Genomic DNA, 25120 nt, shown 5'->3' with positions numbered 1-25120 from the left:
CCCCCCCCCCCCCCCCCCGCGAACGGGTCAGTCCTGGGCGACGTCGATGACCCACGTGACGCCGAACCGGTCGGCGAGCATCCCGAACGCGGGCGCCCACGGGGCCGGCCCGAACTCCTCGATGACCGTCGCCCCTTCGGCGAGCCCCTTCCACAGCGGCGAGACCTCGTCCACAGAGGACCCTCGGACCGACAGGAAGAACGGCTCCTCGGTGATCGTCATGCCGTTCTCCCGGCGGGTGGTGGGCACGGCCGGGGCGGCCGGCCCGTCGGTGCCGGGGACGTCGTAGGCCAGCACGCGGAAGCCGTTGTCCGCGGTGACCTGGCCGAAGACCACCTTGCCCGCGTCGGGCAGCTCGGCGGGCATCCCGAAGTCGCCGTAGGTGACGACCACGGCCTGGCCGCCGAAGACCGACGCGTAGAACTCGAGGGCCGCGCGGGCCTGGCCGGTGAAGTTGAGGTGGGCGGCAGTGGTGAGAGACATGGGGTTCCTTTGCGAGTGGTGTTCCGACGAGAGCCACCGTGTCAGCAGTAGCGGTCAGGGAACGTCCGCTTCTCGTGGCATCATGAAAACCGTGCCGACCGCCTCCTCGACGGCGACCTCGGGTCGTCTGCTCTCGCTGCTGTCCCTGCTGCAGGTCCGCCGGGACTGGCCGGGCGCGCTGCTGGCCGGGCGGCTCGGCGTCAGCGAACGGACCGTGCGCCGTGACGTCGACCGGCTGCGCGAGCTCGGCTACCCCGTCCAGGCGGCCAAGGGGCCGGACGGCGGCTACCGGCTCGAAGCCGGCCGTCAGATGCCGCCGCTGCTGTTCGACGAAGAGCAGGCGGTCGCGCTCGCGGTGGCGCTGCGCATCGCCGTCGGGACCGGCGCGGGCATCGAGGAGGCCGCCGCCCGGGCGCTGGCCACGGTGCGCCAGGTGATGCCGTCACGGCTGCGGCAGCGCGTCGACCAGCTCGAGCTCACCGCGGCCGCGCGGGACACCCAGGTCGGCACCGACGTCCTGCTCGCGCTCAGCTCGGCGATCCGGGCCACCGAGGAAGTGCGGTTCGACTACGGAGCACCGCCCCGCCGGCGTCAGGTGCAGCCGCACCACCTCGTCGTCCGGCACGGCCGCTGGTACCTGGTCGGCTGGGACGCCGCCCGCGAAGACTGGCGGACCTACCGCGTCGACCGGCTGGACCTGCGCGTGCCGAACGGCCCGCGGTTCACCCCGCGGGAGGTGCCGGGCGGGGACGTCGCGACCTTCCTCGCCGCCCGGTTCAAGGGCTCCGCCACCGCCGACGCGTGGCCGTGCCAGGGCGAAGTGGTCCTCGACCTGCCACTCGCCGCGGTCGCGCCGTTCGCCGGCGACGGCGTCGCCGAGGAGATCACGCCGGGGAAGACCCGGCTGCGCACCGGCTCCTGGTCGTGGGCCGCGCTGGCCGCCGGCCTGGCGCGGTTCGACGCCGATCTGGAGGTCGTCGACCCGCCCGAGCTGCGGACGGCCTTCGCGGACCTGGCCGCGCGGGCGACCCGCGCGGCTCGGTAGTCAGCTGCCCGGCAGCGGGAACTTCGCCGGGGTCAGCGGCACGTCGAGGCTGCCTTCGACGAGTTCCGTGCGCAGCCGGTTGGTCGTCTTCCAGCCGTTCAGCGCGCGGTCGGTGTCGGTGGCCGAGACCGCCAGCAGCAGCGCGTCCACGAGCAGCAGCTGCGCGACGAGGTTGCTGGGCAACAGGTTCTCCGTCGACGGCGTGACGAGGACCGTGTCGACCCGGTCGGCGAAGTGGCTGGCCAGCACCTCGGTGATCAGCACGACCGGGCAGCCGATCCGCAGGGCCTCGCTGATCGCCACGTCGTGTTCGCGCACGTGGCGCAGCGGGGCGACGAGCACCAGCGCCGAGCCGGCGTCCAGCTGGCTGAGCTCGTCGGCGAAGTTGTAGCCCGTCAGCCCGGTCGCGCCGGCGCGCCGGCCGATGCGCCGGAGGCCGAGCGCGAGCGAATCGGCCACCGGGTGCGCGGAGCCGTAGCCGACGACCAGCGTGTGCGACGACGCGGCGAGGATCCGCGTGGCGGCGTCGAACGTCTCCGGCGGCACCGAACGTGGTAACGCGCGGACGAGCTCGGCGGCGTCCAGGCTGATCTTCGCCAGGAGCCGGCCGGTGTCGTCGGACTGGGTCAGGTGCTCGGCGAGCGTCTGTTCCGGGTCGCGGACGGGGTGGAGCATGGCCGCGGCCGCGCGGCGCAGTTCACCGAGCCCGCCGAACCCCAGCTGCTTGACCGTCCGGATGACCGTCGCGTCGCTGACCTCCGCGCGGCGGGCGATCTCCTGCGCGGAGAAGACCGAAGCCTCCGCGGGGTGCGCGGCGAAGAAGTCCACCACCCGGATCCCGCCGGCGCTCAGCTGCTCCCGGACTCCGGCGATGCGTTTCGTGAGGTCCATCTAGTGCTCACTAGACATTCGCGATTTCATGAAGTACACACTACATCACCCCGGACGGGTGGAGGTAGTGAAATGAACCGAACAAGACGGCTGTTCGCCGCGGCCCTGGTCCCGGCGCTGGCCCTGACCGGTTGCGGGCTCGGCTCGGCGGGCGCCGCCGACCCCGCGCTGGTGGCCCGCCCGCACGGCCGCTGCGACCCGGCCCTGACCACGGCGTTGCCGGCCCCGATCCGCCAGCGCGGCGCGTTCCGGGTCGCGATGGTGCCGGACACGCCGCCCATGGCGTACTACGCCGAGGACGACGCGACCATCGTCGGGTTCGACCGCGACCTGAGCCAGGCCATCGCCGACGTCTTCTGCGTCGGCACCGACCCGGTCCCGACGAACGTCGACGCGGTCGTGCCGGGGCTCGCGGCCGGGCGCTACGACCTCGTGCTCGCCTCGCTCAGCCCCACCGCGGAGCGGCGGAAGAAAGCCGACTTCGTCACCTACTACAACGGCGGCCAGGGTTTCCTCGCCAACCACAGCACGGACTTCCCGGTGGATTCCTATGTGGACTTGTGCGGGCACGAGGTCGGCGTGGTCGTCGGATCGGTCCAGCAGGGCCAGCTGGACCAGGCGGCGGGCACCTGCGCCGCCGCCGGCCGGCCCGGCTGGCGGCTCAGCCTGTTCCCCAACGGCACCGCCGCGGTGCTCGCGCTGCGCAGCAGCCGCATCGACGTCCTGTACTTCTCGATCTCCCTGACGCAGTACGTCGCGAGCAAGTCGCCGGACCTGTTCCGGCTGGCGGGCCGGTACAAGCGGGCGATCGTGGCACTGGGCCTCAAGCGCGATTCACCGCTGACCGGCGCCGTGCACGAAGCCGTGCGCCGGCTGATGGCCGACGGCACCTACCGCACGATCCTGGCCAAGTGGGGCCTGCAGGAGAACCACCTCGACACCTCGGAGATCCTGAAAGGACAGTCATGAGCACGGTTTCCCTCGGCAGCGGGACGGACATCCCGCTGCCCGCCCGGATCATCGGCCGGAAGAAGTACGGCACGTGGGTCGCGGGCCTGGTCGTCGCCGGGCTCGTCGCGGTGCTCCTGGTGTCGGCGTTCACGAACAGGAACTTCTCGTGGCCGGCGTTCGGGCACTACGTCTTCAGCCCGTCGATCCTGCTCGGGCTGGGGCACACCCTGGAACTGGCGGTGCTCTCGATGGCACTGTCCATAGTGGCCGGAGTCGGCCTCGCCATGATGCGCCAGTCGGCGAACCGGGTGCTCACCACGGTCGCCGGCGCGTACATCTGGGTCTTCCGCGCGACTCCGCTGCTGGTGCTGCTGCTCCTGTTGTACAACCTGGCCGCGCTGTACCCGAAGCTCTTCACGCTCGACACCAACTCCGTCATCACGGTGGCGGGTGCGGCGATCATCGGCCTGACCCTGCACGAAGCGGCGTACTGCGCGGAGATCTTCCGCGCCGGGCTGATCTCCGTCGGCCGCGGCCAGCGCGAAGCGGCCGAAGCGCTGGGCATGCCGGGCGTGCTGGCGCTGCGCCGGATCGTCCTGCCGCAGGCCATGCGCGCCATCGTGCCGCCGCTGACCAACCAGTTCGTCAACGTCGTCAAGACGACGTCGATCGTCAGCGTCATCGCCATGCCGGAACTCCTCTACAGCGCGCAGATCATCTACGCGCGCACCTACGAGACGATCCCGCTGCTGCTGGTCGTGACCTTCTGGTACCTCGTCGTCACGGCGTTGCTGACCGTCGTCCAGCGCCGCGTCGAGCGCCACTTCAACCGCGGGGAGCTCCGATGACCGCCCCGGCCGTGGAAATCCGGCGCGTGCGCAAGTCCTACGGTGCCGCCGAAGTCCTGCGAGACGTCGACCTGGTCGTCGGGCGCGGCGAGGTCGTCTGCGTGATCGGCCCGTCGGGGTCCGGCAAGAGCACCCTGCTGCGCTGCATCAACAACCTGGAGCAGATCCAGGCGGGTACGATCCTGGTGGATGGCGGCCTGGTCGGGTACCGGCGCTCCGGCGCCGACCTTCAGCAGGCCACGCCCCGCCAGGCCCGCCGCGACCGCCGGGACATCGGGATGGTGTTCCAGCAGTTCAACCTGTTCTCCCACTTCACGGTGCTGCAGAACCTGATCGAGGCACCGGTCCGCGTCCTCGGCGTCCCGCGGCGCGAAGCCGTGCGGCGGGCGGAGGAACTGCTCGCCAAGGTGGGGCTGGCCGACAAGCACGCGAGCTACCCGGCGCAGCTGTCCGGCGGGCAGCAGCAACGCGTCGCCATCGCCCGCGCCCTCTGCATGCGGCCGAAGCTCATGCTGTTCGACGAACCCACCAGCGCGCTGGACCCCGAACTCGTGGGCGAGGTGCTCGACGTCCTGCGCGACCTGGCCCGCGACGACCTGACCATGGTCATCGTCACGCACGAAATGGGGTTCGCCCGCCAGGTCGCGGACACGATCGTCTTCATGGACCAGGGCCGGATCGTCGAACGGGGTCCCGCCGCGCAGGTCCTCGACGCCCCGCGCGAGGTCCGCACGCGCCGTTTTCTGGAAAGGGTCAGCTGATGTCCGTCGAGTACGCCGTCGTCGGCGGTGGTGCCATGGGGGCCGCCACCGCGTGGAACCTCGCCCGCCGCGGCGCGGAAGTCGTTCTGCTGGAAGCGGACGAGCTCGCGTCCGGCGCGTCGGGCGGCCCCGGGCGGCGCGGCGTCCGGGCCGGCGGGCGGGACCTGCGGGAACTCCCGCTGGCGCGCCGCGCCCTGGAACTGTGGCCGGAGCTGGACGCGCAACTGGGGACGCCGACCGGGTACCGCCGCAACGGCTTGCTCAACGTCTACGACGTCGAGGTCGCCGGCGGGTCGGGCTGGCAGAGCCTGCCCGCCCGAGCTCAAGCGCAGCGGGCGGCCGGGATCCCGTGCACCATCGTCGATCGCGCGGGACTGGACGAGCTGCAGCCGGGGCTGGCCGACGACCTTCGGTTCGCGCTCTACACCCCCGAAGACGGCACCGCCGACCACCCGGCGACCACCCGGGCGTTCGCGAAGGCCGCCGAGCAGTGCGGAGCCCGCGTCCGCGAGCACACCGCGGTGACCGCGCTGGAGCCTCACCAGGACGGCTCGGTGGTCCTGCGCCTGGCCGGGGACGAGGTCCTGCGTGCCACCCGCGGGGTGATCGTCGTGGCCAACCGGTCGACGCCGCGCCTGCTCGCGGACGCGTTCGGGCTGAGCCTTCCCTTGTGGGAGAAGGCCACCCAGGTCACGTTCGTCGCGCCTCCGCCGGGGTTCTCGCTCGAGCACCAGATCGGCCACACCCGGCGCTCGCTGTCGGTCAAGCTGACCGACGACGGCCGCGTGATGCTCTCCGGCGGCCGCCCCGGCGGCTGGGACCCCGTGACCGGCGTCGGCACGCCCGATCCGGCCGTCCTGCGCGCGAGCGTGGCCGACGCGGCCGCGACGATCCCGGCCCTCGCGGGCGCGCCGGCGCTCGCCGTGGACAACAGCCGCGCCGACACCAGCACGATCGACGGAATCCCGGTGCTCGACTCGGTGCCCGGCTTCGGTTCCGTGCTGGTCGGCACGGGCTGGAGCGGACACGGTTTCGCGCTCACGCCGTCGGTGGGGGAAGCCCTCGCGACGTGGGCGCTCGACCGTGTCCGCCCCGAATCGTTGCGGCCGTTCAGGTTCGCGCGGTTGGGGGTGTCAGCCGCATGAGGTCCCGTTGAGCGCCGGAGCCTGGAACGGTGGCGTGCCACCGGGGTAGCTCGCGTTGTAGCCGATCGTCGCGGTCGCGTTCGTGGCGAGGGCGCCGTTCCAGGACGCGTTGTCGACCTTGACGACGTCGCCGGTGTCGGTCCAGGTGCCGTTCCAGCCCTGGCTCACGGTCACCCCGGGCGCGGAGAAGGTGAGCGTCCAGTGGTCGACCGGCGCGCCGCGGTTTTCGAGGACGATTTCCCCGGTGTACCCGGTCGACCACGTGCTGACCACGCGGTGGGTGACCTTGCAGCCGCCGGTCGGCTGCGGGGTGGTGCTGGTGGGCGTGGTGGGCGTGGTGCTGGTGGTCGGCGTCGTCGGCGTGGTGGTCGTGACCGGACCGGCGGCGACGGCGAGGTCGTAGGCCCGCTGGGGCACGAACTGGCCGGCGGTGGCGATGCAGCCGTCCGCCTCGCCCGGCGGCTTGACCCAGAGGAAGGCGGCGATCGCGCTGTCGCCGGTCTGGTCGGTGCTGGCGGTGCCGATCGCGCGCCCGGCCGGGTCGCACCACTCGCTGCCCAGCGGCCCGTTGCCGTTGCGGCTGGTGTCGATCACGCCCTTCAGCCGCGAGTCGCCGAGCTGGCCGAGGACCGCCTTGTCGTAAGCGACCTCGTCGCCGGTGGCGCGGTAGTTGGAGACGTTGGTGGAGATGCCGTCGGCGCTGTTCGAGATGTCGGCGGCCCGCAGCCGCGCGGCGGCATCGCCGGGCGAGAGCCAGGCGGAGTGCCCGATGTCGAAGTACACCTTCGCCTGGGAGGAGCCGGCCTTGAGCCGCTTGCCGGCGTAGGCGATCGACGCGGTGGTCTGGCTCTGCTGGTCGCCGCTCTGGCAGTTCGTCATGAGCGCGAGCACGTCGGGTTCGAGCACGATGGCCGCGGGCCGCCCGGCGAGGCCCGCGGCGACCTGGTCGATCCAGGCCCGGTAGGCGTCGTGCGACGGCGCCCCGCCGCCGCTGGCCCCGCCGCAGTCGCGGTTGGGGATGTCGTAGACGACCAGGATGGGGATCTTCCCGGCGGCGGCCGCGGCCCCGGTGTAGGCGTCCACCTCGCCGCGCACGGTCGAGGTGTTGGTGGTGGTGAACCACCTCGCCTGGGGCACGGAGGCGATCCGGTCCCGGATGACGGCGGCGCGCGAGTCACCGGAGTTGGCGGCGACCCACTTGGCGGCGTTGGTCCCGGGATCGACGTAGAAGACCGACCCGGCGGCTTCGGCGCCGGCCCAGGTCGTCAGGGCGACGACGCTGCTCACCGCCAAGGCGGCGACCGCACCGGCGGCCACGGTTTTGCTTCGCATGCACGTTCTCCTTCGAACGACCGTGAAGTGTTCCGTCCTCGCCGCGCCCGAGACGGCTGGGAGCGCTCCCAGCGATCCGGAATGGTAGCCGCCGATGCGGCATGGGGGAAGAGGCGGCGCTCGCGGTCCGCCCGTTCGGCCGGGTGCTCAGCCCGCGGCGATGGCGCGCCGCCAGACTTCGGCGCAGGTCTCGGCCGCGGCGTCGAGCTCGCGCGGTTCTCCGGTCCGTGACGCGTGGTAGAAGACGCGTTCGGTCATCCAGCACAACGCTTGTGCCAGCGCCGCCGGCTGGTCGTTCGCGGGCACGCCCGCCCTTCGCAGGACGGAGGTCATCGCCTCGGCGTAGCGGTCGACCGTGCCGTTCCACAGCCGGGCGATCTCCGGCACGGTGGGGGACAGTTCGACGGCCGCGCGCATCACGGGTCCGTGGGAACGCCACATCTTCGCGGTGAGCAGCACGGCCGCCCGCGCCGTCTCGGCGGGCGCCGAACCGGTGTCCACGGAGGCGGCGCGGGCGTCCTGGCCGAGGACGGCGACCGTGCGGGCGACGAGCGCGGTGAGCACGTCCTGTTTGGACCCGAAGTAGAAGTACAGCGACGCGCGGGAAATGCCCGCGCCCTTCGCGATGGTTTCCACGGTCATCGGCTCGACGTGTTCGCGCTCCAGCAGGGCTTCGGCGGTGTCGAGGATCGCCCGTTCCCGCAGGTCGCCCTTGCGCGGTGCGTCGCGCCGCTTGCGCGTGGTGGCCATGGCGGAATCCTAGTTCGCGGCGATCTGGTGCCCGTCGGGGAAGTCGGTGGAGCGCGACAGTTCCGCCCACTTCTCGATGTCGGCATCGACGGCGGCCCGTCCCGCCGCGACCAGGCGCAGGGCGTCGGAGCCGAGCACCAGGTGCGTGGGCGGCTCGGCGGCGTCGATGACCGCGAGGAGCGCTTCGGCGGCCTTGGCGGGGTCGCCGAGCTGGTTGCCGCTGGCGGCCTGCCGGGCGTCGCGGATCGGGGTGAACAGCTCGTCGTAGTCGGCGATGGACCGCTCGGTGCGCACCATCGAACGCCCGGCCCAGTCGGTGCGGAAGGAGCCGGGTTCGACGAGGGTGACGTGGACGCCGAACCCGGCGACCTCCTTGCCGACGGTTTCGAGCATGCCTTCCACGGCGTACTTGCTGCCGCAGTAGAAGGCGAGCCCCGGCACGGTCATCAGCCCGCCCATGGAGCTGACGGCGAAGATGTGCCCGGACCGCCGCTGCCGCATCCCGGGCAGCACGGCTTGCACGGTCGCGGCGACACCGAAGACGTTGGTGGCGAACTGCGCGCGCAGCTCCGCGAGCGGCGACTCTTCGAAGACGCCTTCGTGGCCGTAGCCGGCGTTGGCGACGAGCACGTCGATCGGCCCGACCTCGGCTTCGACCTCCCGGACGAGCGCGAACACGGCGTCGTCGTCGGTGACGTCGAGCCGCCGGGCGTGTGCGCGCCCGGGTGCGAGGGCCGCGAAGGCGCCGAGGTCGCTCTCCCGGCGCACGGTGCCGACGACGGTGTGCCCGGCCTCGAGCGCGCCCCGGGCGAAGGCCCGGCCGAGGCCGCTGCTGACGCCGGTGATGAGAAAGGTCTTGGGGGACATCGGCTGCTCCTGTCCTGGGACGTCGTCGCCACGGACTCTACACAGTGTCGACTAAAATCGACACTGTGTCGATAATCTCTCGGGTGCGGCGACGGGGCGCGTCCATCCGGCAGAACCGGCTACTCCGCGTGCCGCGCACTGCGGCATTCGGGTCATTGCCGAGGCGTTCGGCTGACCTTCGGCTCCTTCGGACTTTCCGCGGTTTTCCCGCCGGATCGGAAACGATAAGGTGCCGGTCTTCGCAGGGGAGTGGCGAAGAGCAACTGGGGGGATGCATGTTCGTGGGCCGGACGTCGGTTCTGGAGCTGATCGACGGCCTGGTCGAACCGCGTGGCGAACACGATTCCGCCGAGCCGCGGCCGGTCGTCGTCCTGACGGGCTGCGGGGGTTCCGGGCGGACCGCGATCCTCGAGGAGACGCTGCGGAAGTGGCGGGACCGCACCGCGTCCGTGCTGGCCCAGCCTCTGGTGCTCGACGACGACCGGACGTCGTTGCGGCCGTTGCTGACGACGGTCATGCTCGGGCTGGGGGTCGGGGTCCCGGGCTATTCGGTGTCGTTTCCGCGTTCCGTGGTCGCGCAGCTCGCCCTCAGCGCGGATTTCGCCGGGCTGCCCCCGGGCGATCAGCGGACCCGGTTGCGGGAACGGCTCAACGACTACAAGCGCAAGCCCGCGCTCGACCGTTTCCTGAAAGCGCTGGCGCACGATTCTTTCGCGCTGGTGAACGTCCAGGTGCCCGGCCTTTCCGAGCTGGTCCCGAGGCTGGCGGCCGAAGCCGCCGAGAGCGCGCTGAACCGCCTGTACCGCGGGCGCGGCCTGACGCGGTTTTCCTGGGGCGACGCCGTGGACTGGTTCGGGCACCAGGACCAGGACTTCGCCAACGACGCCGAGGCGACGCTGATCCAGCTCGGCGCCCGGGCGAAGAGCGCGAACCCGGTGGTCCGGCGCGGCGTCGACGACGTCCTGGTCGCCGCGTTCCTCGCGGATCTCCGTCGCAGCCACGCCCGCGTCCGCGGGCGGCCGCCGCAGATGCTCCTGCTGCTGGACGACGGCGACGTCCCGTCGGCGGTGACGTTCGTCCGCTCGCTGCTGCGCGTGCGGCAGGCGATCGCCAACAGCCGGCCGACTCCGGAGAACCGGCTGCCCGATCCGCTGAGCGTGGTCACGACCAGTGCGGGGCCGGCCGCGGACGGCGCCACCGCCTGGCCGGGGACCGGGCCGGTGGCCGGGCAACGGGTGCGGGTCGAGGTGGGCGACCTCACGCCCGCGGAGGTGCACCAGCTGGCTCGCGGCCACGACTGGGCGACCTCGGAGCGCACCGGAACCGTGGCCGGCCGGCTCACCCACGGCCACGCTTTCGCGACCGATTTCCTGCTGCGCCTGCTGGGGGAGAACCCCGGGGCGGCGGATGACCTGCGCGCGCTCTTGAACGGCCGCGAACCCGACGAGAACGTCCCGGTCGACCGGCACCTGCTGCGCGTCTTCGTCCGCGGCCTCGATCCCCAGCGGCCGCCGGACGACGCATCGGTCGAGGCGCTGATCACGCTGGCGGCCGCCCGGACCTGGCAGGAAGCCGGGGCACTCGTTCGCCTGCTGCCACCGCCCTTCGACCTCGGCTCGCCGCTCTACACTTCGCCGACGTTGTGGGCCGCTCCCGGCGGCGGCGAACGCCGGCTTCACCCGCTGGCCCGCTACCTCGGCCTGCGGGCACTGGCGGTCCGCCCGGACCCGCAGACCGGCTGGGAAGGCGTTTTCCGGATCCTGCGGGGAAAACTGCACCCCGACGACCGGGCCGGGCGGTGGCACCACGAGCGGATGCTGGGCGGCCGCGCGAAAGTCGCCGAGGAGCTGGCCGCCCTGCTGCCCGAACTGCCGGCCGCGCGGTGGCTGGAGCTGTTCGACGCCGTCGTGGTGACGCCCGACCCGCGCGTGACCGACCTGGCGGAAATGAAGGGCCTCGGCCGGCCGCCGACCCCGGCCGGCCACACCGACGCGCTGTTCGGCATCGTGCCCGCGCTGGAGCGCGACCCGTGCGTGACGCGCCCGGAAGACATCGCGGCACTGCGGAAGCTCGCTTATCACGAATTCCTGCGGCTCGCCGAAACCGAAGGGGTGGCGGACAAGGAGCCGTTCCTCGACCGGGCCGGCCGCTACTCGGCCGACGGCAGCTGGTACTGACCCCTGTCCCGAAAGGACCGACCGTGGCCTCGCGCTACCGCTGGATTCTCCTCCCCGATCCCGACCGCGACTTCCCGCACCGGTGGACGGACTGGTGGCGGGTGGCCGTCGCGCTCGCCGTCGCCCTCGTGGTGGCGGGTGGCCTCGTCTTCCAGCAGCCGCTGCACCGCGCGTTCACCTGCGGCTGGTTCGACGGCTCCGCGTGGTCGGCCGGCGATGAGTGCGTCGGGCTCAGCGACGGCTCGTACGACTACGGGCTCGACCGCTTCGCCGCCGTGCTGCACGTGATCGGGCAGCAGAACGGCGCCGCCGCGGACAAGTGCGATCCCCAGGGCACGCCGGTGACCGTCGGCGTCCTGCTGACGCTGACCGACCGCAACGCCGGCGGCCGCGCGCAGCACGAGCTCGAAGGGATGGCCGCCGGGCAGCGGCACGCCAACGACACCGGCTGCCTGCACCCGATGCGGCTGGTGGTCGCGAACGTCGGCGCGTACGGGCCGGACAACGAGGCCGTCGACGTGGCCCGGGAGCTCGCCGACGACCCGGACGTCGTGGCGGTCGCGGGGCTGGGGCTGAGCCAGCAGAAGTCGGCCGAGGTGGCGGACCTGCTGGCGGGGGCGAAGATCCCCATGGTGTCCGACCTGATCACCGCGGAAGGGTTCGACCAGACCGGGTCCCGTGACGACCAGCCGGACTTCCGCGCGTGCGACCCGGACATCACCTACCCCCGCGGCGTCGGGCGGGACTACTTCTACCGCGTCGCCTACCGGAACGCCGTGCAGATCGAGCAGCTCGCCGCCGTGCTGCCCGGCCGGCCGGACTTCATCATGGTGCCCACCGGCGGGTCCGACCCGTACCCGTGCACCGCGCTGCCCATGATGCAGCGCCGCTTCGGCGGCAAGATCACCGAAGTCAAGTTCGACGCCGACGAAGCGAGCACGGTCCCGCTGACCGCCCAGCGGGTCTGTGGAACGGCGAAGGATGTCGAAGTGCTGTACATCGCGCGCGGCAGCGACCTCGCCCGGTTCCTCTTCAGCCTGGACGAGGCGTTCCTCGGCGGGCGGTGCGCGGCCACGTCGGTCACCGTCGTCAGCACGTCCGACGGCCTCCGCGTCCGCTCGCCGGAAGACACCGCGATGCTCGAGGACCTCCGCCTGCGCGCGTTGCGGTCGCAGAGCTTCGCCGACGGCCGGATCCGGCTGATGTCGACGCTCGTGTCCGGCGCCGATCGCTTCCGCGGGGACAACCCCGGGTTCCGCGACCTCGAGGCGGCCTTCGCCGGCGCCGGCTTCGACGCGGCCCACCTCGACGACGGCTGGGCGGTCAACGGCTACGACGCCGTGACGACGGTTTCGGCGGCGCTGCGGACGCTCCCGTCGGCGAAACCGGTGCAGCGCAGCCAGGTCAACACCGCGATCAGCGGGTTCTCCTCGAGCGGGCAGGCGGTGGCGGGGGCCGGCGGGCCGATCACGTTCGACAACAGCGGCAACCGCGCCGACGCGGGCCCGCCGGTGGTCCGGGTCTGCCCGCTCCGCCCGGCGGAAGGCGACCAGGCGGCGCGGACCCCGACCGTCCTCGTCCGGCCGGGGGCCCCGCCGAACTGCTGACGAGCTCCGGCTCGGTCAGGACTGCTCGAGCAGGCTGCCGCGGCGCCAGATCGCCCGGGTGTTGAGCGTGTCGCCGATGTCCGTCGTCGGGTCGCCGTCGACGAGCAGCAGGTCGGCGCGCAGTCCTTCGGCGACGCGGCCCCGGTCGCCGAGGCCGAAGCGGCGGGCCGTGGTCGCCGTCGCGGCCCGCAGAGCCTGCGCGGGCGTCAGGCCGGCGGCCACGAGGTACCGCAGTTCGTGGTGCAGGCTGGCTCCGTGCGCCAGGCCGCCGAAGAAGGTCTCGGCCATCGAGGCGTCGGTGCCGGCCAGCAGGTCCACACCGGCCTCGGCGAGGGCCCGGACGGTCGCCAGGACGTCGTCGAGCCTGCCCTGCGGGTAGCGGTCGTAGCTGGCGCGCAGGGTCTTCTCCCACTTGTCGTCGAGGCGGCGGGCGACGCGCGGGTCGTCGGCGAGCTCGGCGCCGGTGATGCCCATCATCGACGCGTCCAGGCAGACGCACGGCACGACGAACATCCCCGACCCGGCGATCAGGTCCACGATCTCCGTGGTGTGCGGGCGGTCCATGAAGACGTGGACGACGCCGTCGACCCCGGCCTCGGCGGCCATCCGGGTGGCTTCGAGGGTCAGGGTGTGCGCCACGGTGAGGGCGCCGTACTTCTTGGCCTCGGCCACCCCGGCGGCGAGCGTGGCCTGGTCGAGCATCGGCAGCCCGGGGTGTCCTTCGACGCTGCCGTCGTCGACCATGAACTTGATGTAGTCGGAGCCGCGGGCCAGCAGCTGCGGGACGTACGCGGCGGCCTGCTCCGGGGTGGTGGAGAACGGCATCAGCGGCATGACGGGCGGCAGGTCGCCGGCCGGCCGGAACCCTTCGGGCATGAGCTCGCTGGGGTGACCGCCGGGTGGCGTGATGCCGAAGCCCGCCGACCGGACGTCGGCGACCGTGTCGTCTTCGGTGATGTGCCCGCGGTTTTCGCGGGTGTTCATGCCCTGCATCTCCAGCTCGGTGGTGACGCCGAACCGCAGGGCCAGTGCCAGGGAGCCGGGGCTGGAGTGGACGTGCGCGTCGATCAGCCCGGGCAGCAGGGTCGCGCCCCGGCCGTCGACGACGTCGGCGCCCTCGGGCACGTCGCCGCCGATCGCGCGGATCTTCCGGCCGTCGAGGACGACGGTCCGCACCCCCAGCGTCTTCTCCCCGTCGAAGACCCGGGCGCCGGTGATGGCGGTGGTGGCCATGGCGGCCTCGCTTTCGTTCGCAGTTACATACCTGATGCTATGCAGTTTGCGACTGGTATGCAAATGCGCGAGGTACTACGATCCGGGAGGTGAGCGGTGACGACCTTCTGCTGGACCAGATCGGCCCGGCGCTGTCGCGGTTGCGCCGGCGCACGCCGGCGTCGAGCCGGGACCTGTCCCGGAACCTGGTGCTGAACGTGGTGGCCGACGCGCCGGGGGAGATGACGGTCGGCGGGCTCGCGGCGGAGATGGGCGTGGTGCAGCCGGTGGCGAGCCGCACGGTCGCGGCGTGCATCGCCGACGGCTTGCTGCGGCGGGCGGCCTCGCAGGCCGACGGCCGCCGCACGGTGCTCGAGCTCACCGAGCGCGGCGAGGCCGAGCGAACCCGGTTCGCCGCCGAGCAGCGGGCGGCGTTCGAAGACATCACGGCCGGGTGGTCGCCGGCGGACCGCGTCCGGTTCGCGCGGCTGCTCGTCCGCTACGCCGCGGACGCTGCCACGTGGTCGCGCCGAAACGCAGAGGGCGAGTAGGTCTCGGCGTCGTTCAGCTCGGGCGGTGGGTCCGGTCGTCGGCGGCGTGCTCGGCCAGCCCGGTCGCCATGCCCTGCATGAAGCGGCGGAGGTAGCGCTGCATGAACCAGCGCATGCCGAACCGAGCCGAATATGTGCCGTGCCACCGGATCCGGGTGCCGCCGCCGGGCAGTTCCGTCAGCTCGACCGCCGCCCGGTAGCCGGTCAGCTGGGGGTTTTCGGCGCCTTCGTAGGCGAACCGGCGTTCCGGCTCGAGCTCGGTGATCCGTTCCTTGGTGACCACTTTCCCGGTCCGGAACGCGCGTACCGCGCCGACGCCGTCGTGGCCGTCGGAGGACAGGCCGGTCGACTGCGCTGCCTCCAGGGCGTCGACGCGGGACCAAGCCGGCCAGCTGTGCGGGTCGAGCAGCAACGCCCACACGGCCGCGGGCGGTGCCGGGGATTCGGCGGTGACGTCGTAGGACTGCTGGCTCATGGGGGGAGGCTACGACCGGTGCTTCCCGCGGCCCAGGCATGGAATTGCGGCGTACCGGTCAGGAATTGCGGTAGGCCGACGGCCGGACGCCGACGTGCCGGACGAACGCGGCCGACAGCGCGCCGGGGCCGGCGAAGCCGCACCGCGGGGCGATCCGGTCGAGCGGCAGGCCGGTTTCGCGCAGCAGCCGTTTCGCTTCCCCGACCCGCAGTTCGGTGAGGAACCGGTGCGGGGTCCGCCCGGTCGCGGTCCGGAACACCCGGACCAGGTGGTAGACCGACAGGTGCACTTCGCCGGCGAGATCGGCCAGCGTGACGGGCTCGGCCAGCCGTTCGCGCAGGAACGTCACGGCCGCGCGCACGCGGGCGTCCTCCCGCCCGGGAGGCCGGTCGGCGCGCAGCCGTCCGTGCCGGGTCAGCAGGTGCGTCGCCAGGAACGCGGCCGCGGTCTCGGCGTAGAGGTCGTCCGCGGTCCCCGGCGATCCGAGCGCCCGGACGGCCGCCTCGAGCAGCGGGTCGCCGGCGGCGACGGACGCGGCCATGGCCTCGAAGTCCGGGACGTCGCCGCCCAGCCGCGCCACGGCCGAATCGACGGTGTCGCGCGGGATGTGCACCTGGACGCTGCGCATGTCCGCGTTCCCGCGGTAGCGGCGGACCACGGCCTGGTGCGGGACGCCCAGCTGGACCCGGCCGGGCAGCCACCGATCGCGGACGGCCCGGCCGCCGGCCCGCGTCTCCAGGTCGGCCCGCCCGGACACCGGCAGCACCAGGTGCAGGTCGGCGGCCGCGGGCAGCGCCAGTTCTTCGGCGACCGGGACGTGTTCGAACCGCTGCACGAGCAGGGATCGCCAGCCCGAGTCCTGCCAGCTGCAGAACGTCCGGCGGACGAAGCGTTCCGTCTCGAAACCGGTGTAGGGCCGCAGATCGAACCGGGCCGAGTCGAACACCATGGTGCCGAGGCTACCGACCGGGCTCCGCCACCGGCGGTGGCACGAGGAGCCGGAAGAGCCGCCGGATCCGGTCGAGGTCGACGTCGGCCGCCAGCCGGGCCCGGTCCGGCAGCTCGTCGGTGAGCGGATCGACGCCGAACAGCAGCCGGGGCAGCACCGGGTGGACGGCGAGGCCGATCAGCTCGTCCGCCACGGCCTCGGCTTCGTCGGCCGCGAGTCCCGTCGCGGTCACCAGGTGTGCCGCGAGGTTGCCGGTGGTGACGCCGAAGAGGACGTCGAAGAGCCCGGCCGCCAGCTCCGGCAGCCGGTCGGCCTCGCCGATGCCGAGGCGGACCATCTTCCCGACCGAGGACCAGCCCAGCAGCTGCACGAAGCGCCCGCAGTACCGCACGACCGCCTCCGCCGGCTGCTCGGCGTAGTCGGCGGGCGCGCCCATGCGGTCGCCGAACAGGCCGCGGACGCGGTCGACGACCGCGAGGAACAGCGCGTCCTTGGTCGGGAAGTGCGCGTACAGGGAACGCTTCGACGTCTCCGCGCGCGCCGCGATCGCGTCCATGGAGGTCCGTTCGAAGCCGTCATCCAGGAAGGCGAGCTTCGCCGTGTCGAGGATGTGCTCGCGCAGCGCTTCGCCGCGTCGGGCCATGCGTCACCTCAAAGTATACGGTACAGTCTAGTTTACTTCTGGTTTTCACCGAACGGAGTCATCATCCATGATCGTGGTCACCGCCCCCACCGGGCAGATCGGCAGCAAGCTCGTCGACGAGCTGCTGCGGCGGAGCGAGCCGGTCCGCCTCATCGTCCGAGACCCGGGCAAGCTGCCTGCCGCCGTACGGGACCGGGCCGAGATCGTCGTCGGCTCACATCGCGATCGCGACGTCCTGGACCGGGCGCTCGACGGCGCCGGCGCGTTGTTCTGGCTCATGCCGGCGGCCGCGACCGCGAACAGTCCCTACGAGGCGTACGTGAGCGCTTCCATCCCGGGGGCCGACGCGGTGGTGCGCCACGCGGTTCCGCGCGTGGTGATCGTTTCTTCGCTGGGGCGCGGGTCGCGGATCTACGCCGGGCACATCTCCGCGTCCCACGCGATGGAGGACCTGTTCCGCAGCACCGGCGCGCACGTGCGTGCCCTGGCGCTGCCGACGTTCATGGACAACGTCCTGCGGCAGGTGGCGGCGATCGGCACGGGGGCCCTGCCGGGCACCCTGCCGGCCGATTTCCGGATGCCGTGGATCGCGACGAAGGACATCGCGGCGCTCGCCGCCGAACACCTCGTCGACCACACCTGGACCGGGCAGGAGTCCGTCGACGTCCTCGGCGGTGAAGACCTTTCGTACCACGACATCGCCGAGATCCTCACCGACGTTCTCGGCAGGCCCGTCCGGTACCGGCGCGGAGAACGCGCTGCCGTCAAGCAGTTCCTCGTCGAGCGTGGCGTCTCCGAAGCGATGGCCCAGTCCATGGTGGACATGGACCTCGCCGGCGAACGCGGCATCACCAACGGGACACCGCGCACCGCCCGGAACACCACGCCCACCACGTTCCGCGAGTTCGCCGTGCAAACCGTCAAGCCGGCCGTGGACGCCCTTTCCCCGAGGACTGACTCGTGACCCTGATCTGCGTCGAAGAGCACGCCGTCGACCAGGCGATCGCCGACGCCGCCGGCCCCGTCCTCGCCCGTGAAGCGCCCTACATGCACGCCCAGAGCTCCAGCTCCGCACCCGTGCGGCGAGGCCCCGGCCGGCGGCCCGCCGTCGACATCCGGGAAGCGCTCCGCCTCGGCGCCGACCTGGGGGCCGAGCGCATCCGGCGGATGGACGAGCACGGCATCGACCTGCAGATCGTCTCCTGGACCAGCCCGATCCAGCTGGTTCCCGACGACCAGGCGGTCACCCTGTGCCGGGCGGTCAACGACCGGCTTTCGCGGGCGGTCGCCGCGCACCCCGACCGGCTCCAGGGGCTGGCGGCGTTGCCGTGGCAGCTGCCGGCCGCGGCCGTGGACGAGCTCGACCGCGCCGTGACCGGCCTCGGCCTGCGCGGGGTCCTGATCCTGGGGCGCCCCGGCGCGGGGTTCCTCGACGATCCTGTCTACCAGCCAGTCCTGGACCGGATCGCCGAGCTGCGGGTGCCGCTCTACGTGCACCCGTTCCACCCCGTCCCGCAAGTCCAGCAGTCCTACTACGCCGGCTTCAACGACAAGGTGACCGCGGAACTTTCGCTGGGCGCGTGGGGCTGGCACCACGAGGCGGGGATCCACGTGCTGCGGCTCATCCTCGCCGGGGTCTTCGAACGCCTTCCCGGGCTCCAGGTCATCAGCGGCCATTGGGGGGAGCTGGTCCCGTTCTTCCTCAGCCGCCTGGACGACGTCCTGTCCCCGGGCGACACCGGGCTGTCCCGGACGATCACCGAGGTCTACCGCTCGAACGTCTGGGTCACCCCGAGCGGGATGTTCCACCGGCCGCAGTTCGACTTCGTCCGTGCCGTGGTGGGCATCGACCGGCTGATCTGGTCGGGCGACTTCCCGTTCCTCCACCTCGACGGCACGCGGGAGTTCCTCGACGAACTCGACCTCACGCCCGAAGAACGGGAGAAGATCACCCATCGCAACGCCGAGCACCTCTTCCGGCTCGATGGTGGTCAGCCGACGCGCACGGAGCCGGCGCGCTGAACGACGGGCTCCCGGCCGCCCCGATCGGCGGCCGGGAGAACCGGAGCGACTGTCCATTCAGGAGCCGTGGCGAGCCGCGCTCATTCCGAGCGCAGCGTGTCCAGCCGGGTCACCTGCCGCAGCAACGGCATCGTCAACCCGGTCACCAGCAGGACCGCCGCCACCGTGGTGCCCGCCAGCGCGAGCAGCACCGGGACGTCGACGATCATCTCCCGGTTCGCCAGCCGCAGGATCGGCGCGGTCAGCCCGAGGCCCGCCGCGACCGCCAGCACCACGCCGACCACCACCGGGATCGCCGTCTGCCACAGTGATCCGCGGGCCAGCACGCCGATCGGCACGCCGGCCGCGGACAGCGCCGCGAGGGGCCGCCGCCGCTCGCTGATCTGCTCGATCGACAGCATCAGCAGGCTCATCGCCGCCACCGCGAGCACGAACAGCGACGCGGTGATCAGCACCGAGCGGAAGCTCTCCACCATCCGCTGGTCGCGGGCGACGAACTCGTCGACGTAGGCGCTCGTGCCCACCGTGGCGTGCCACGCGAGCGGGTTGACCGCCCGCGCGACGTTGTCGGTCAGCGCCCGCGGGTCGCCGGTGCCCGACACGTAGACCGCGACCGACGATTCCGGCAGGGCGAGCCCGCCGAGGGCACCCGGCGTGATCAGCATCGTGCCCTCCGCCGCGGCCGCCACGGTGTCCGACCGCACGACCTCGACGGAGCCCGGGACCGTCCACTCCGGACCGATCTCTTCGCTGTCGTGCAAGGAACTCCGCAGCCGCACCTTGCCGGCCGGGGCGGTCCCGCCCTTCGCCGGCACGACGAAGAACGCGTCACCGTCGGCGCAGTCACCGAGGTCGGCTTCGACCCGGAGCGCCACGCAATCGCCGACCACGCTGTAGGTCCGCTCCGACCCGGACTCCACCGCGATGTTCCGGGCCGGGTGCGTCCCGGTCACCCCGGGCGCCGACGCCGCCAGGCCGACGACCTCGGCTTCGTGCGCGGCCGTCGTCTGCACCCGCACCGGAGCCGCGGCCGCGCCGGGCGGCGACGCCTGCTGCCGGGCGGCGCCGCTGAGCGAGGTGATCACGCCCTGGATCAGGATCGTGCCGGCCAGCACGACGACCAGGCCGGACACCACGCGGCTGGCGGTGCCGCTGTCCAGCTGCAGCCGCCGGATCGCGAGCTGCCACGACGGCGGACCGCCGTGCAGCCGCTCCACGAGCCGCTCGACCAGCCACGGCAGCAGGGCCGCGACGCCGACGAGCAGGAACACGCTGCCCACCGCGAGGGCCAGCGCGCCGGCCTCGTCGCCGTTCCCGCGGTCGAAGGCCAGGCTCGCGGCCAGGAACAGCGCGCCGAGCGCGGTGAGCACCCAGCGCCACCACATCCGCCGCCGCGTCGGCTTGCCCTGGCGGACCACGCCGAGCGGTTCCACGATCGTGCGGCGCAGCCCGAACATCGCCGAGCCGACGGCGAGCCCGGGCACCAGCAGCACGATCACCACGACCAGCGGCCAGTCCGGGACGAAGTCCTCCGGGAAGATCCGCAGGCCGAACGGCAGGATGTCGGCGACGAACGTGCGCAGCACGGCGAAGAACCCGATGCCGGCCGCGAGCCCGATCCCCGCCCCGACCAGCGACTCGGCCGCCGCGACCCGCTTGACCTGCCGCGCGTCCAGCCCGAGCAGCCGCAGCGCGGCGAGCCGGCGTTCCCGCTGCGCCGCGCCCATCCGCGACGCCGTGGTCACGAAGATCAGCAACGGCAGCAGCAGCACCGCGGCGATCGGCAGGATGATGGCCAGCATGGCCGCCGGCAGCCCGAGCCCGGTGTAGGGCCGGCCGAACGCGTAGACCGCGGTGCCCCGGTCGCCTTCGGCCCGGATCTGCGCGGCGGGCACCCCGTAGTACGCGCTCAGGTCGCCGGCGTCGGCGACGCCGTCGCGCGACAACTGGCCGACGACGGTCCCCGGCAGCCGGGCCCGCATCGAGTCGCCGCCGGGCGCGGCCAGCTTCGCGGCGAGCTCCGGCGACACGACCAGCTCGCCCGGTGCGGGCAGGCGGCCGACGCCCGGCGGCACGGGCGAATCCGGCCCGGTCGGCGCGACCGCGGTGAGTTTGACGTAGTCCTCGCCGACCGAGGGGTACCAGTTGTAGGTCAGCAGCGGGGCGACGCCCGCGCGCGGCTCGGTGACCGGCTTGATCGCCGCCGCGCGGGCGGCCTGCGCGCCTGCCAGGTGGTGCACCGCGGCCGCGGGCAGCAGCACGGCGACCGCGAGCGCGATCCCGAACGCGGTCATCGTGAGGCGCAGCAGCGCCGCGCCGGACATCCGGCCGCCCCCGACGGCCAGCCGGAGGCCCAGCACCAGATCCCGTATCACGCGACCAGCTCCCGGTCGACCGTGCGCCCGTCCCGCACCACGATCTCGCGGTCCGAGTAGGCCGCGACCCGCGGCTCGTGGGTCACCAGCACCACCGCGGCGTGCGTTTCCCGCGCCGCCTGGGTGAGCAGCTGCATGACCTTCTCGCCGTTGAGCGAGTCGAGCGCGCCGGTCGGCTCGTCCGCGAAGACCACCTTCGGCCCGGTCACCAGCGCCCGCGCCACCGCCACCCGCTGCGCCTGCCCGCCGGACACGTCCCCGGGCCGGCGCTTCGCCAGTTCGTCGACCTCCAGCCGGGCGAGCCACTCGGTCGCCCTGGCCTCGGCCTGCTTCCGCCTGGTCCCGGTCAGCCGCAGCGGGAACGCGACGTTCTCGAGGCAGGACAGCTCGGGGACGAGCTGGCCGAACTGGAACACGAAGCCGAACTCGGTGCGCCGCAACGCGCTCCGGCCCCGGTCGTCCATCCCGACGAGGTCGGCTCCGGCGTAGCTGATGGTGCCCGCGTCCGGCCGGACGATGCCGGCGAGGCAGTGCAGCAGCGTCGACTTGCCCGAGCCGGACGAGCCCATGATCGCGAGCACTTCCCCCGCCGAGACGGACAGCGCCGCCCCGTCGAGCGCCCGCGTCGGGCCGAACGACTTGTGCAGCCCGTTGCCGACGAGCAACGGGGTTCCCGGCCCGGTCATGGGCGCACCGCCTTCTCGAGTTCGCCGAGGCGCGCGGCGGTGAGCTCCAGCCACCGCAGGTCCGCCTCGAGGTGGAAGAGCGCGTGGTCGCAGATCAGCTGATCGGCGAGGTCGCCACCGTTCTTGCGCTTGGTGAGCGCACGCATCGCCCGCAGGTGCTCGGCGCGCTGGACGTCGAGCACGTCGGTGGCGCTGCGCCCGGACAGCAGCGCGAGCACCACCTTCGTGTAAAGCGTGTTCTGCAGGTACGGCTGCGGGTCTTCCGGCGTGCGCAGCCACGTCTCGACGTCGGTGACCCCGGCGTCGGTGATCGTGTAGCGCTTCCGCTCCGGCCCCTCGCCGCTCTCGACGCCCGCCACCTCGACCATGCCGTTGCGCAGCAGCCGCGACAGCGTCGAATAGACCTGGCCGTAGGCGAGCGGGCGATCCTGCCCGAACTGCTCGTCGTACGCCCGTTTCAGGTCGTAGCCGTGCCTCGGCCCGGGTTCGAGCAACGCGAGCAGGGTGTGTGGAACCGACATGTTCCCGTCCCTCCCTCGACCCCGGAAAACCCGGGACTGGCGATCACTATACCGCAGGCGTATACCTCGCGTGTATACCCCCGCAGAGTAGTGCGTTGCCGCAGGTCAGGGCTAGGCGCCCAGCATCCGGGTGGCCAGCTCGGCGTAGGACTCGCCGAGCGCCTCGGGCGAGTCCGCGCCGTCCAAGCGGTACCAGCGCACCAGGTCGATCCCGAGCGACAGGATCGCGCGCACCGCCCGGTCGATGTCGGGCACGTCGAAGACGCCTTCGCGGGCGCCGCGTTCCACGGCGGAACGCACGACCGCGGAGAACCGCTGCCGGAGGTCGAGGACCTCCGCCAGGTGCCCCGGCTCGAGCCCCGCCAGTTCGTACTGGCACACCCTCGCCACGGTGTGGTGGCGGGCGTGCCACGACACGTGCGCGGCCACCAGCCGGCGGATGTGCCGCCGGCTGTCGCCGTCGTCGGGCTGGGCGGTCAGGGCCGCGAGCGCGCGCTCGTGGCCGGTTCGGGCGATGTGGAACAGCACGGCCTCTTTGGAAGCGAAGTGCACGTAGAGCGAACCGGGGCTCAAGCCGACCACGGCGGTGATGTCGCGGGTCGTGGTGGCGTGGAAACCCGTGCGGGCGAAGCACTGCACGGCCGAAGACAGCAGCGCGCGGGCCACCGGGGAGGTGCCCTCACCCCAGAACTCGTCCGGGACGGCTTCGGGCCCCAGCTTGGTCGTGAGCTCGGCCGCCGCCGGGTGCCGGCCGCCGCCGCGGCGGCGCTCTGTCCCTGACATCCCCGCTCTCCCCTCCGCACTTGACACCTCCCGGTGCCGGAGTCATGGTAACTGGGCGCTCAGTTAGTCGATGAGGACCGAGGAGAGCCGCGATGGGGCACACCGCGTCCAGGCAGCCGACCGTCGTCGCCGCGGGCTTCTCCTACCTCGAGTGCCCGAGGTGGCACGCCGGCCGGCTGTGGGTGTCGGACTTCTACACCGAAAAGGTCGTGGCGATCGACGAGCGCGGCGGCATCGAGGTCGTCGCCGAAGTCCCCGGGCAGCCCTCGGGCCTCGGGTTCCGGCCCGACGGGCGGCTGCTCGTCGTGTCGATGCGCGACCACCGCGTCCTCGTGCGGGACGACGAGGGGCAGCTCACGGAGCACGCCGACCTGTCCGGCGTGGTGTCCGGGGTGCTCAACGACATGGTCGTCGACGACCGCGGCCGCGCCTGGGTGGGCAACTTCGGCTTCGACCTCATGGGCGGCGCCCCGCTGCGCTACACCACGCTCACGCGCGTCGACCCCGACGGCGGCGTGGCCGTCGCCGCCGAGGACCTCGGCTTCCCCAACGGCATGGTGATCCTGCCCGGCGGTGTGCTGGTCGTCGCCGAAACCTTCGCCGGGCGGCTGACCGCCTTCGACATCGGCGAAGACGGCGAGCTGAGCGGGCGGCGGGTGTGGGCGCAGTTCGGGCAGCCGCCACAAACCGACGACGTCGGCGAGGCGGTGCAGCGCCTCGAGGTGGCGCCCGACGGCATTTGCGCCGACGCCGAGGGCGCCATCTGGGTCGCGGACGCCGTCCACAACCGCGTCCTGCGGGTCGAGGAGGGCGGCCGGATCCTCGACGAGATCGACGCCGGCACCGGGGTCTTCGCCTGCATGCTCGGCGGCGACGACGGTCGGACGCTGTTCCTCTGCGCGGCGCCGTCCTTCGCCGAGCACGAACGCCGCCCGGTCCGCGAAGCGCAGCTGCTCGCGGTCCGGGTCGAGGTCCCGCACGCGGGCCTGCCCTGACCCCGACGAGTGAACGGAGGGCCCGCATGGACGTCTCCTGCGCTTTCCCGACCGCGCTGGACTCCCCGGACCACATCGCCGTGGCCGAAGAGCTGGGCTACGCGCGGGCGTGGGTCTACGACACCCCGCAGCAGAGCCCCGACGTGTGGATGACCCTCGCGCTGGCCGCCGGGCGGACCGAGCGGATCGGCCTCGGCCCCGGCGTGCTGGTGCCCAGCCTGCGGCACCCGATGGTGAACGCCGCGGCGACCGCCACCCTGGCCGCGCTCGCACCCGGCCGCGTCGCGGTCTCCTTCGGCACCGGGTTCACCGGCCGCCGCGCCATGGGTTACCGCGCGATCACGTGGTCCTACATGGACGCCTACATCCGGGCGTACCGCGGGCTCCTGCGGGGCGACGTCGTCGAGTGGGAAGGGGCGCGGATGCGAATGCTGCACCCGGATGGCCACGCTCCCGCCCGGCCCGTCGACGTGCCCGTCCTGATCGGGGCGCTGGGGCCGAAGGGGCACCGGGTGGCCAAGGAACTCGGCGACGGGCTGTACGTGACGTTGCAGCTGCCCGAGTTCGCGGCCGAATACCCGTGGGTGCCCTACCTCGTCTGGGGCACGGTGCTCGACGAAGGGGAGCGCACCGACACCGAGCACGCGAGGCAGGCCGCGGGACCCGGGTGGGCGCTGGCCTACCACGGCGCGTACGAATTCGGCGGCCCCGCCGCCGTAGGCGAACTCCCCGGCGGCGCGGAATGGCTGGCGGTGGTCGAGCGGACGCCGCCGCGGGAGCGGCACCTCGCGGTCCACCGTGGTCATTGCGTGGAGCTGGGCGAGGCCGACCAGGCCGCCTGGCAGGCCGGCGGCCACGCGATGCTGCGGGACGTGACGATGACCGGTACCCGCGAAGAGATCCGGGAGCGGCTGGCCGAGGTGGCCGCCAAGGGCGTCACCGAGATCGTGTTCCAGCCGACCGGACCCGACACCCGGGGTGAGCTCGAGCGGTTCTTCGCCGCCGCCACGGCCTGACCGGCCCGCTCGCGAACGGTGGTTCGCGAGCGGGC

The 25120-nt window shown here is 72.8% G+C and carries 25 protein-coding genes; 12 read left to right on the top strand and 13 right to left on the bottom strand.

The window, feature by feature from the left end; translation table 11 throughout:
• Positions 1-27: 27 nt before the first annotated feature.
• Positions 28-483: a VOC family protein gene (locus tag ABFJ78_RS24845; RefSeq protein ID WP_436388750.1), complete on the bottom strand. Its 456-nt coding sequence runs from the start codon at positions 481-483 to the stop codon at positions 28-30.
• A gap of 91 nt (positions 484-574) precedes the next feature.
• Here ABFJ78_RS24845 and ABFJ78_RS24840 point away from each other — a divergent pair, with 91 nt between their 5' ends.
• The gene (locus ABFJ78_RS24840) at positions 575-1528 is read left to right on the top strand and encodes a helix-turn-helix transcriptional regulator (RefSeq protein WP_436388749.1); all 954 of its coding nucleotides are present in this window, start codon (positions 575-577) and stop codon (positions 1526-1528) included.
• Here the strand turns inward: ABFJ78_RS24840 and ABFJ78_RS24835 are convergent, their stop codons facing one another.
• Positions 1529-2419, bottom strand: a complete 891-nt coding sequence (locus tag ABFJ78_RS24835) for a MurR/RpiR family transcriptional regulator (RefSeq protein ID WP_436388748.1) — start codon at positions 2417-2419, stop codon at positions 1529-1531. It abuts the gene before it with no gap.
• Positions 2420-2491: 72 nt separating this feature from the next.
• Here ABFJ78_RS24835 and ABFJ78_RS24830 point away from each other — a divergent pair, with 72 nt between their 5' ends.
• From ABFJ78_RS24830 to ABFJ78_RS24815, 4 genes are read left to right on the top strand one after another with little or no spacing between them, the layout of a single operon-like run.
• Positions 2492-3388 carry a transporter substrate-binding domain-containing protein gene (locus ABFJ78_RS24830; RefSeq protein WP_436388747.1) on the top strand — a complete coding sequence of 299 codons (897 nt, stop codon included), beginning with the start codon at positions 2492-2494 and terminating at the stop codon, positions 3386-3388.
• Positions 3385-4218 carry an amino acid ABC transporter permease gene (locus ABFJ78_RS24825; RefSeq protein ID WP_436388746.1) on the top strand — a complete coding sequence of 278 codons (834 nt, stop codon included), beginning with the start codon at positions 3385-3387 and terminating at the stop codon, positions 4216-4218. The genes ABFJ78_RS24830 and ABFJ78_RS24825 overlap by 4 nt, the downstream gene beginning before the upstream one ends.
• Entirely contained in the window at positions 4215-4979 is a 765-nt protein-coding gene (locus tag ABFJ78_RS24820) for an amino acid ABC transporter ATP-binding protein (RefSeq protein ID WP_436388745.1), read from the top strand. The genes ABFJ78_RS24825 and ABFJ78_RS24820 overlap by 4 nt, the downstream gene beginning before the upstream one ends.
• Entirely contained in the window at positions 4979-6124 is a 1146-nt protein-coding gene (locus ABFJ78_RS24815) for an NAD(P)/FAD-dependent oxidoreductase (protein ID WP_436388744.1), read from the top strand. Before ABFJ78_RS24820 ends, ABFJ78_RS24815 begins: the two co-directional genes overlap by 1 nt.
• On the opposite strand, the gene ABFJ78_RS24810 is transcribed toward ABFJ78_RS24815, so the two are convergent.
• The 3 genes from ABFJ78_RS24810 to ABFJ78_RS24800 all read right to left on the bottom strand — a co-directional run bounded on the left by ABFJ78_RS24810 (position 6113) and on the right by ABFJ78_RS24800 (position 9073).
• Entirely contained in the window at positions 6113-7441 is a 1329-nt protein-coding gene (locus ABFJ78_RS24810) for a glycoside hydrolase family 6 protein (protein ID WP_436389013.1), read from the bottom strand. The genes ABFJ78_RS24815 and ABFJ78_RS24810 overlap by 12 nt on opposite strands.
• A gap of 162 nt (positions 7442-7603) precedes the next feature.
• Positions 7604-8206 (bottom strand): TetR/AcrR family transcriptional regulator, encoded by a 603-nt coding sequence (locus ABFJ78_RS24805; RefSeq protein ID WP_436388743.1) that lies wholly within the window; start codon positions 8204-8206, stop codon positions 7604-7606.
• Positions 8207-8215: 9 nt separating this feature from the next.
• Positions 8216-9073 (bottom strand): oxidoreductase, encoded by an 858-nt coding sequence (locus ABFJ78_RS24800; RefSeq protein WP_436388742.1) that lies wholly within the window; start codon positions 9071-9073, stop codon positions 8216-8218.
• 275 nt (positions 9074-9348) lie between these two features.
• Between ABFJ78_RS24800 and ABFJ78_RS24795 the strand changes: the two genes are divergently transcribed.
• Both ABFJ78_RS24795 and ABFJ78_RS24790 read left to right on the top strand, forming a co-directional pair.
• Positions 9349-11250, top strand: a complete 1902-nt coding sequence (locus ABFJ78_RS24795) for a hypothetical protein (protein ID WP_436388741.1) — start codon at positions 9349-9351, stop codon at positions 11248-11250.
• A gap of 23 nt (positions 11251-11273) precedes the next feature.
• Positions 11274-12857: an ABC transporter substrate-binding protein gene (locus ABFJ78_RS24790; RefSeq protein WP_436388740.1), complete on the top strand. Its 1584-nt coding sequence runs from the start codon at positions 11274-11276 to the stop codon at positions 12855-12857.
• A gap of 15 nt (positions 12858-12872) precedes the next feature.
• Here the strand turns inward: ABFJ78_RS24790 and ABFJ78_RS24785 are convergent, their stop codons facing one another.
• Entirely contained in the window at positions 12873-14090 is a 1218-nt protein-coding gene (locus ABFJ78_RS24785; RefSeq protein WP_436388739.1) for an amidohydrolase family protein, read from the bottom strand.
• An 89-nt stretch (positions 14091-14179) separates the two neighbouring features.
• Here ABFJ78_RS24785 and ABFJ78_RS24780 point away from each other — a divergent pair, with 89 nt between their 5' ends.
• The gene (locus ABFJ78_RS24780) at positions 14180-14620 is read left to right on the top strand and encodes a MarR family winged helix-turn-helix transcriptional regulator (protein ID WP_436388738.1); all 441 of its coding nucleotides are present in this window, start codon (positions 14180-14182) and stop codon (positions 14618-14620) included.
• 13 nt (positions 14621-14633) lie between these two features.
• Here ABFJ78_RS24780 and ABFJ78_RS24775 read toward each other — a convergent pair whose 3' ends face one another.
• From ABFJ78_RS24775 to ABFJ78_RS24765, 3 genes are read right to left on the bottom strand one after another with little or no spacing between them, the layout of a single operon-like run.
• The gene (locus ABFJ78_RS24775) at positions 14634-15095 is read right to left on the bottom strand and encodes an SRPBCC family protein (RefSeq protein WP_436388737.1); all 462 of its coding nucleotides are present in this window, start codon (positions 15093-15095) and stop codon (positions 14634-14636) included.
• A 58-nt stretch (positions 15096-15153) separates the two neighbouring features.
• Positions 15154-16044, bottom strand: a complete 891-nt coding sequence (locus tag ABFJ78_RS24770; RefSeq protein WP_436388736.1) for a helix-turn-helix domain-containing protein — start codon at positions 16042-16044, stop codon at positions 15154-15156.
• 10 nt (positions 16045-16054) lie between these two features.
• Positions 16055-16687 carry a TetR/AcrR family transcriptional regulator gene (locus tag ABFJ78_RS24765; RefSeq protein ID WP_436388735.1) on the bottom strand — a complete coding sequence of 211 codons (633 nt, stop codon included), beginning with the start codon at positions 16685-16687 and terminating at the stop codon, positions 16055-16057.
• A 67-nt stretch (positions 16688-16754) separates the two neighbouring features.
• On the opposite strand from ABFJ78_RS24765, the gene ABFJ78_RS24760 reads away from it, so the two are divergent.
• Positions 16755-17651, top strand: coding sequence for an NmrA family NAD(P)-binding protein (locus ABFJ78_RS24760; protein WP_436388734.1), 897 nt, complete (start codon positions 16755-16757; stop codon positions 17649-17651).
• Positions 17648-18709: an amidohydrolase family protein gene (locus ABFJ78_RS24755; protein WP_436388733.1), complete on the top strand. Its 1062-nt coding sequence runs from the start codon at positions 17648-17650 to the stop codon at positions 18707-18709. Before ABFJ78_RS24760 ends, ABFJ78_RS24755 begins: the two co-directional genes overlap by 4 nt.
• 80 nt (positions 18710-18789) lie before the next feature.
• On the opposite strand, the gene ABFJ78_RS24750 is transcribed toward ABFJ78_RS24755, so the two are convergent.
• From ABFJ78_RS24750 to ABFJ78_RS24735, 4 genes are all read right to left on the bottom strand, one after another.
• The gene (locus ABFJ78_RS24750) at positions 18790-21084 is read right to left on the bottom strand and encodes an FtsX-like permease family protein (RefSeq protein ID WP_436388732.1); all 2295 of its coding nucleotides are present in this window, start codon (positions 21082-21084) and stop codon (positions 18790-18792) included.
• On the bottom strand, positions 21081-21770 hold the full coding sequence (locus tag ABFJ78_RS24745) for an ABC transporter ATP-binding protein (protein WP_436388731.1): 690 nt from the start codon (positions 21768-21770) through the stop codon (positions 21081-21083). Before ABFJ78_RS24745 ends, ABFJ78_RS24750 begins: the two co-directional genes overlap by 4 nt.
• Positions 21767-22291 carry a PadR family transcriptional regulator gene (locus tag ABFJ78_RS24740; protein ID WP_436388730.1) on the bottom strand — a complete coding sequence of 175 codons (525 nt, stop codon included), beginning with the start codon at positions 22289-22291 and terminating at the stop codon, positions 21767-21769. The genes ABFJ78_RS24745 and ABFJ78_RS24740 overlap by 4 nt, the downstream gene beginning before the upstream one ends.
• A gap of 111 nt (positions 22292-22402) precedes the next feature.
• Complete coding sequence (locus tag ABFJ78_RS24735; protein WP_436388729.1) at positions 22403-23074, bottom strand: TetR/AcrR family transcriptional regulator; 672 nt, start codon at positions 23072-23074, stop codon at positions 22403-22405.
• Positions 23075-23166: 92 nt separating this feature from the next.
• Here ABFJ78_RS24735 and ABFJ78_RS24730 point away from each other — a divergent pair, with 92 nt between their 5' ends.
• The gene (locus ABFJ78_RS24730; RefSeq protein WP_436388728.1) at positions 23167-24069 is read left to right on the top strand and encodes an SMP-30/gluconolactonase/LRE family protein; all 903 of its coding nucleotides are present in this window, start codon (positions 23167-23169) and stop codon (positions 24067-24069) included.
• Between the two features lie 26 nt (positions 24070-24095).
• Positions 24096-25085 carry an LLM class flavin-dependent oxidoreductase gene (locus ABFJ78_RS24725; RefSeq protein ID WP_436388727.1) on the top strand — a complete coding sequence of 330 codons (990 nt, stop codon included), beginning with the start codon at positions 24096-24098 and terminating at the stop codon, positions 25083-25085.
• Positions 25086-25120 lie beyond the last annotated feature (35 nt).

Origin of the sequence: Amycolatopsis sp. MEPSY49, assembly GCF_051337345.1 — a bacterium.
In the GTDB taxonomy this organism is placed as follows: domain Bacteria; phylum Actinomycetota; class Actinomycetes; order Mycobacteriales; family Pseudonocardiaceae; genus Amycolatopsis.
This window is presented reverse-complemented; position numbering and strand designations above follow the sequence as displayed.

What these genes read in the sequence shown, in the direction of transcription:
- ABFJ78_RS24845 (WP_436388750.1), bottom strand. Translation starts at nt 483, where the DNA reads ATGTCTCTCACCACTGCCGCCCACCTCAACTTCACCGGCCAGGCCCGC.
- ABFJ78_RS24835 (WP_436388748.1), bottom strand. Translation starts at nt 2,419, where the DNA reads ATGGACCTCACGAAACGCATCGCCGGAGTCCGGGAGCAGCTGAGCGCC.
- ABFJ78_RS24830 (WP_436388747.1), top strand. Translation starts at nt 2,492, where the DNA reads ATGAACCGAACAAGACGGCTGTTCGCCGCGGCCCTGGTCCCGGCGCTG.
- ABFJ78_RS24825 (WP_436388746.1), top strand. Translation starts at nt 3,385, where the DNA reads ATGAGCACGGTTTCCCTCGGCAGCGGGACGGACATCCCGCTGCCCGCC.
- ABFJ78_RS24820 (WP_436388745.1), top strand. Translation starts at nt 4,215, where the DNA reads ATGACCGCCCCGGCCGTGGAAATCCGGCGCGTGCGCAAGTCCTACGGT.
- ABFJ78_RS24815 (WP_436388744.1), top strand. Translation starts at nt 4,979, where the DNA reads ATGTCCGTCGAGTACGCCGTCGTCGGCGGTGGTGCCATGGGGGCCGCC.
- ABFJ78_RS24805 (WP_436388743.1), bottom strand. Translation starts at nt 8,206, where the DNA reads ATGGCCACCACGCGCAAGCGGCGCGACGCACCGCGCAAGGGCGACCTG.
- ABFJ78_RS24800 (WP_436388742.1), bottom strand. Translation starts at nt 9,073, where the DNA reads ATGTCCCCCAAGACCTTTCTCATCACCGGCGTCAGCAGCGGCCTCGGC.
- ABFJ78_RS24795 (WP_436388741.1), top strand. Translation starts at nt 9,349, where the DNA reads ATGTTCGTGGGCCGGACGTCGGTTCTGGAGCTGATCGACGGCCTGGTC.
- ABFJ78_RS24785 (WP_436388739.1), bottom strand. Translation starts at nt 14,090, where the DNA reads ATGGCCACCACCGCCATCACCGGCGCCCGGGTCTTCGACGGGGAGAAG.
- ABFJ78_RS24775 (WP_436388737.1), bottom strand. Translation starts at nt 15,095, where the DNA reads ATGAGCCAGCAGTCCTACGACGTCACCGCCGAATCCCCGGCACCGCCC.
- ABFJ78_RS24770 (WP_436388736.1), bottom strand. Translation starts at nt 16,044, where the DNA reads ATGGTGTTCGACTCGGCCCGGTTCGATCTGCGGCCCTACACCGGTTTC.
- ABFJ78_RS24765 (WP_436388735.1), bottom strand. Translation starts at nt 16,687, where the DNA reads ATGGCCCGACGCGGCGAAGCGCTGCGCGAGCACATCCTCGACACGGCG.
- ABFJ78_RS24760 (WP_436388734.1), top strand. Translation starts at nt 16,755, where the DNA reads ATGATCGTGGTCACCGCCCCCACCGGGCAGATCGGCAGCAAGCTCGTC.
- ABFJ78_RS24745 (WP_436388731.1), bottom strand. Translation starts at nt 21,770, where the DNA reads ATGACCGGGCCGGGAACCCCGTTGCTCGTCGGCAACGGGCTGCACAAG.
- ABFJ78_RS24740 (WP_436388730.1), bottom strand. Translation starts at nt 22,291, where the DNA reads ATGTCGGTTCCACACACCCTGCTCGCGTTGCTCGAACCCGGGCCGAGG.
- ABFJ78_RS24735 (WP_436388729.1), bottom strand. Translation starts at nt 23,074, where the DNA reads ATGTCAGGGACAGAGCGCCGCCGCGGCGGCGGCCGGCACCCGGCGGCG.
- ABFJ78_RS24730 (WP_436388728.1), top strand. Translation starts at nt 23,167, where the DNA reads ATGGGGCACACCGCGTCCAGGCAGCCGACCGTCGTCGCCGCGGGCTTC.
- ABFJ78_RS24725 (WP_436388727.1), top strand. Translation starts at nt 24,096, where the DNA reads ATGGACGTCTCCTGCGCTTTCCCGACCGCGCTGGACTCCCCGGACCAC.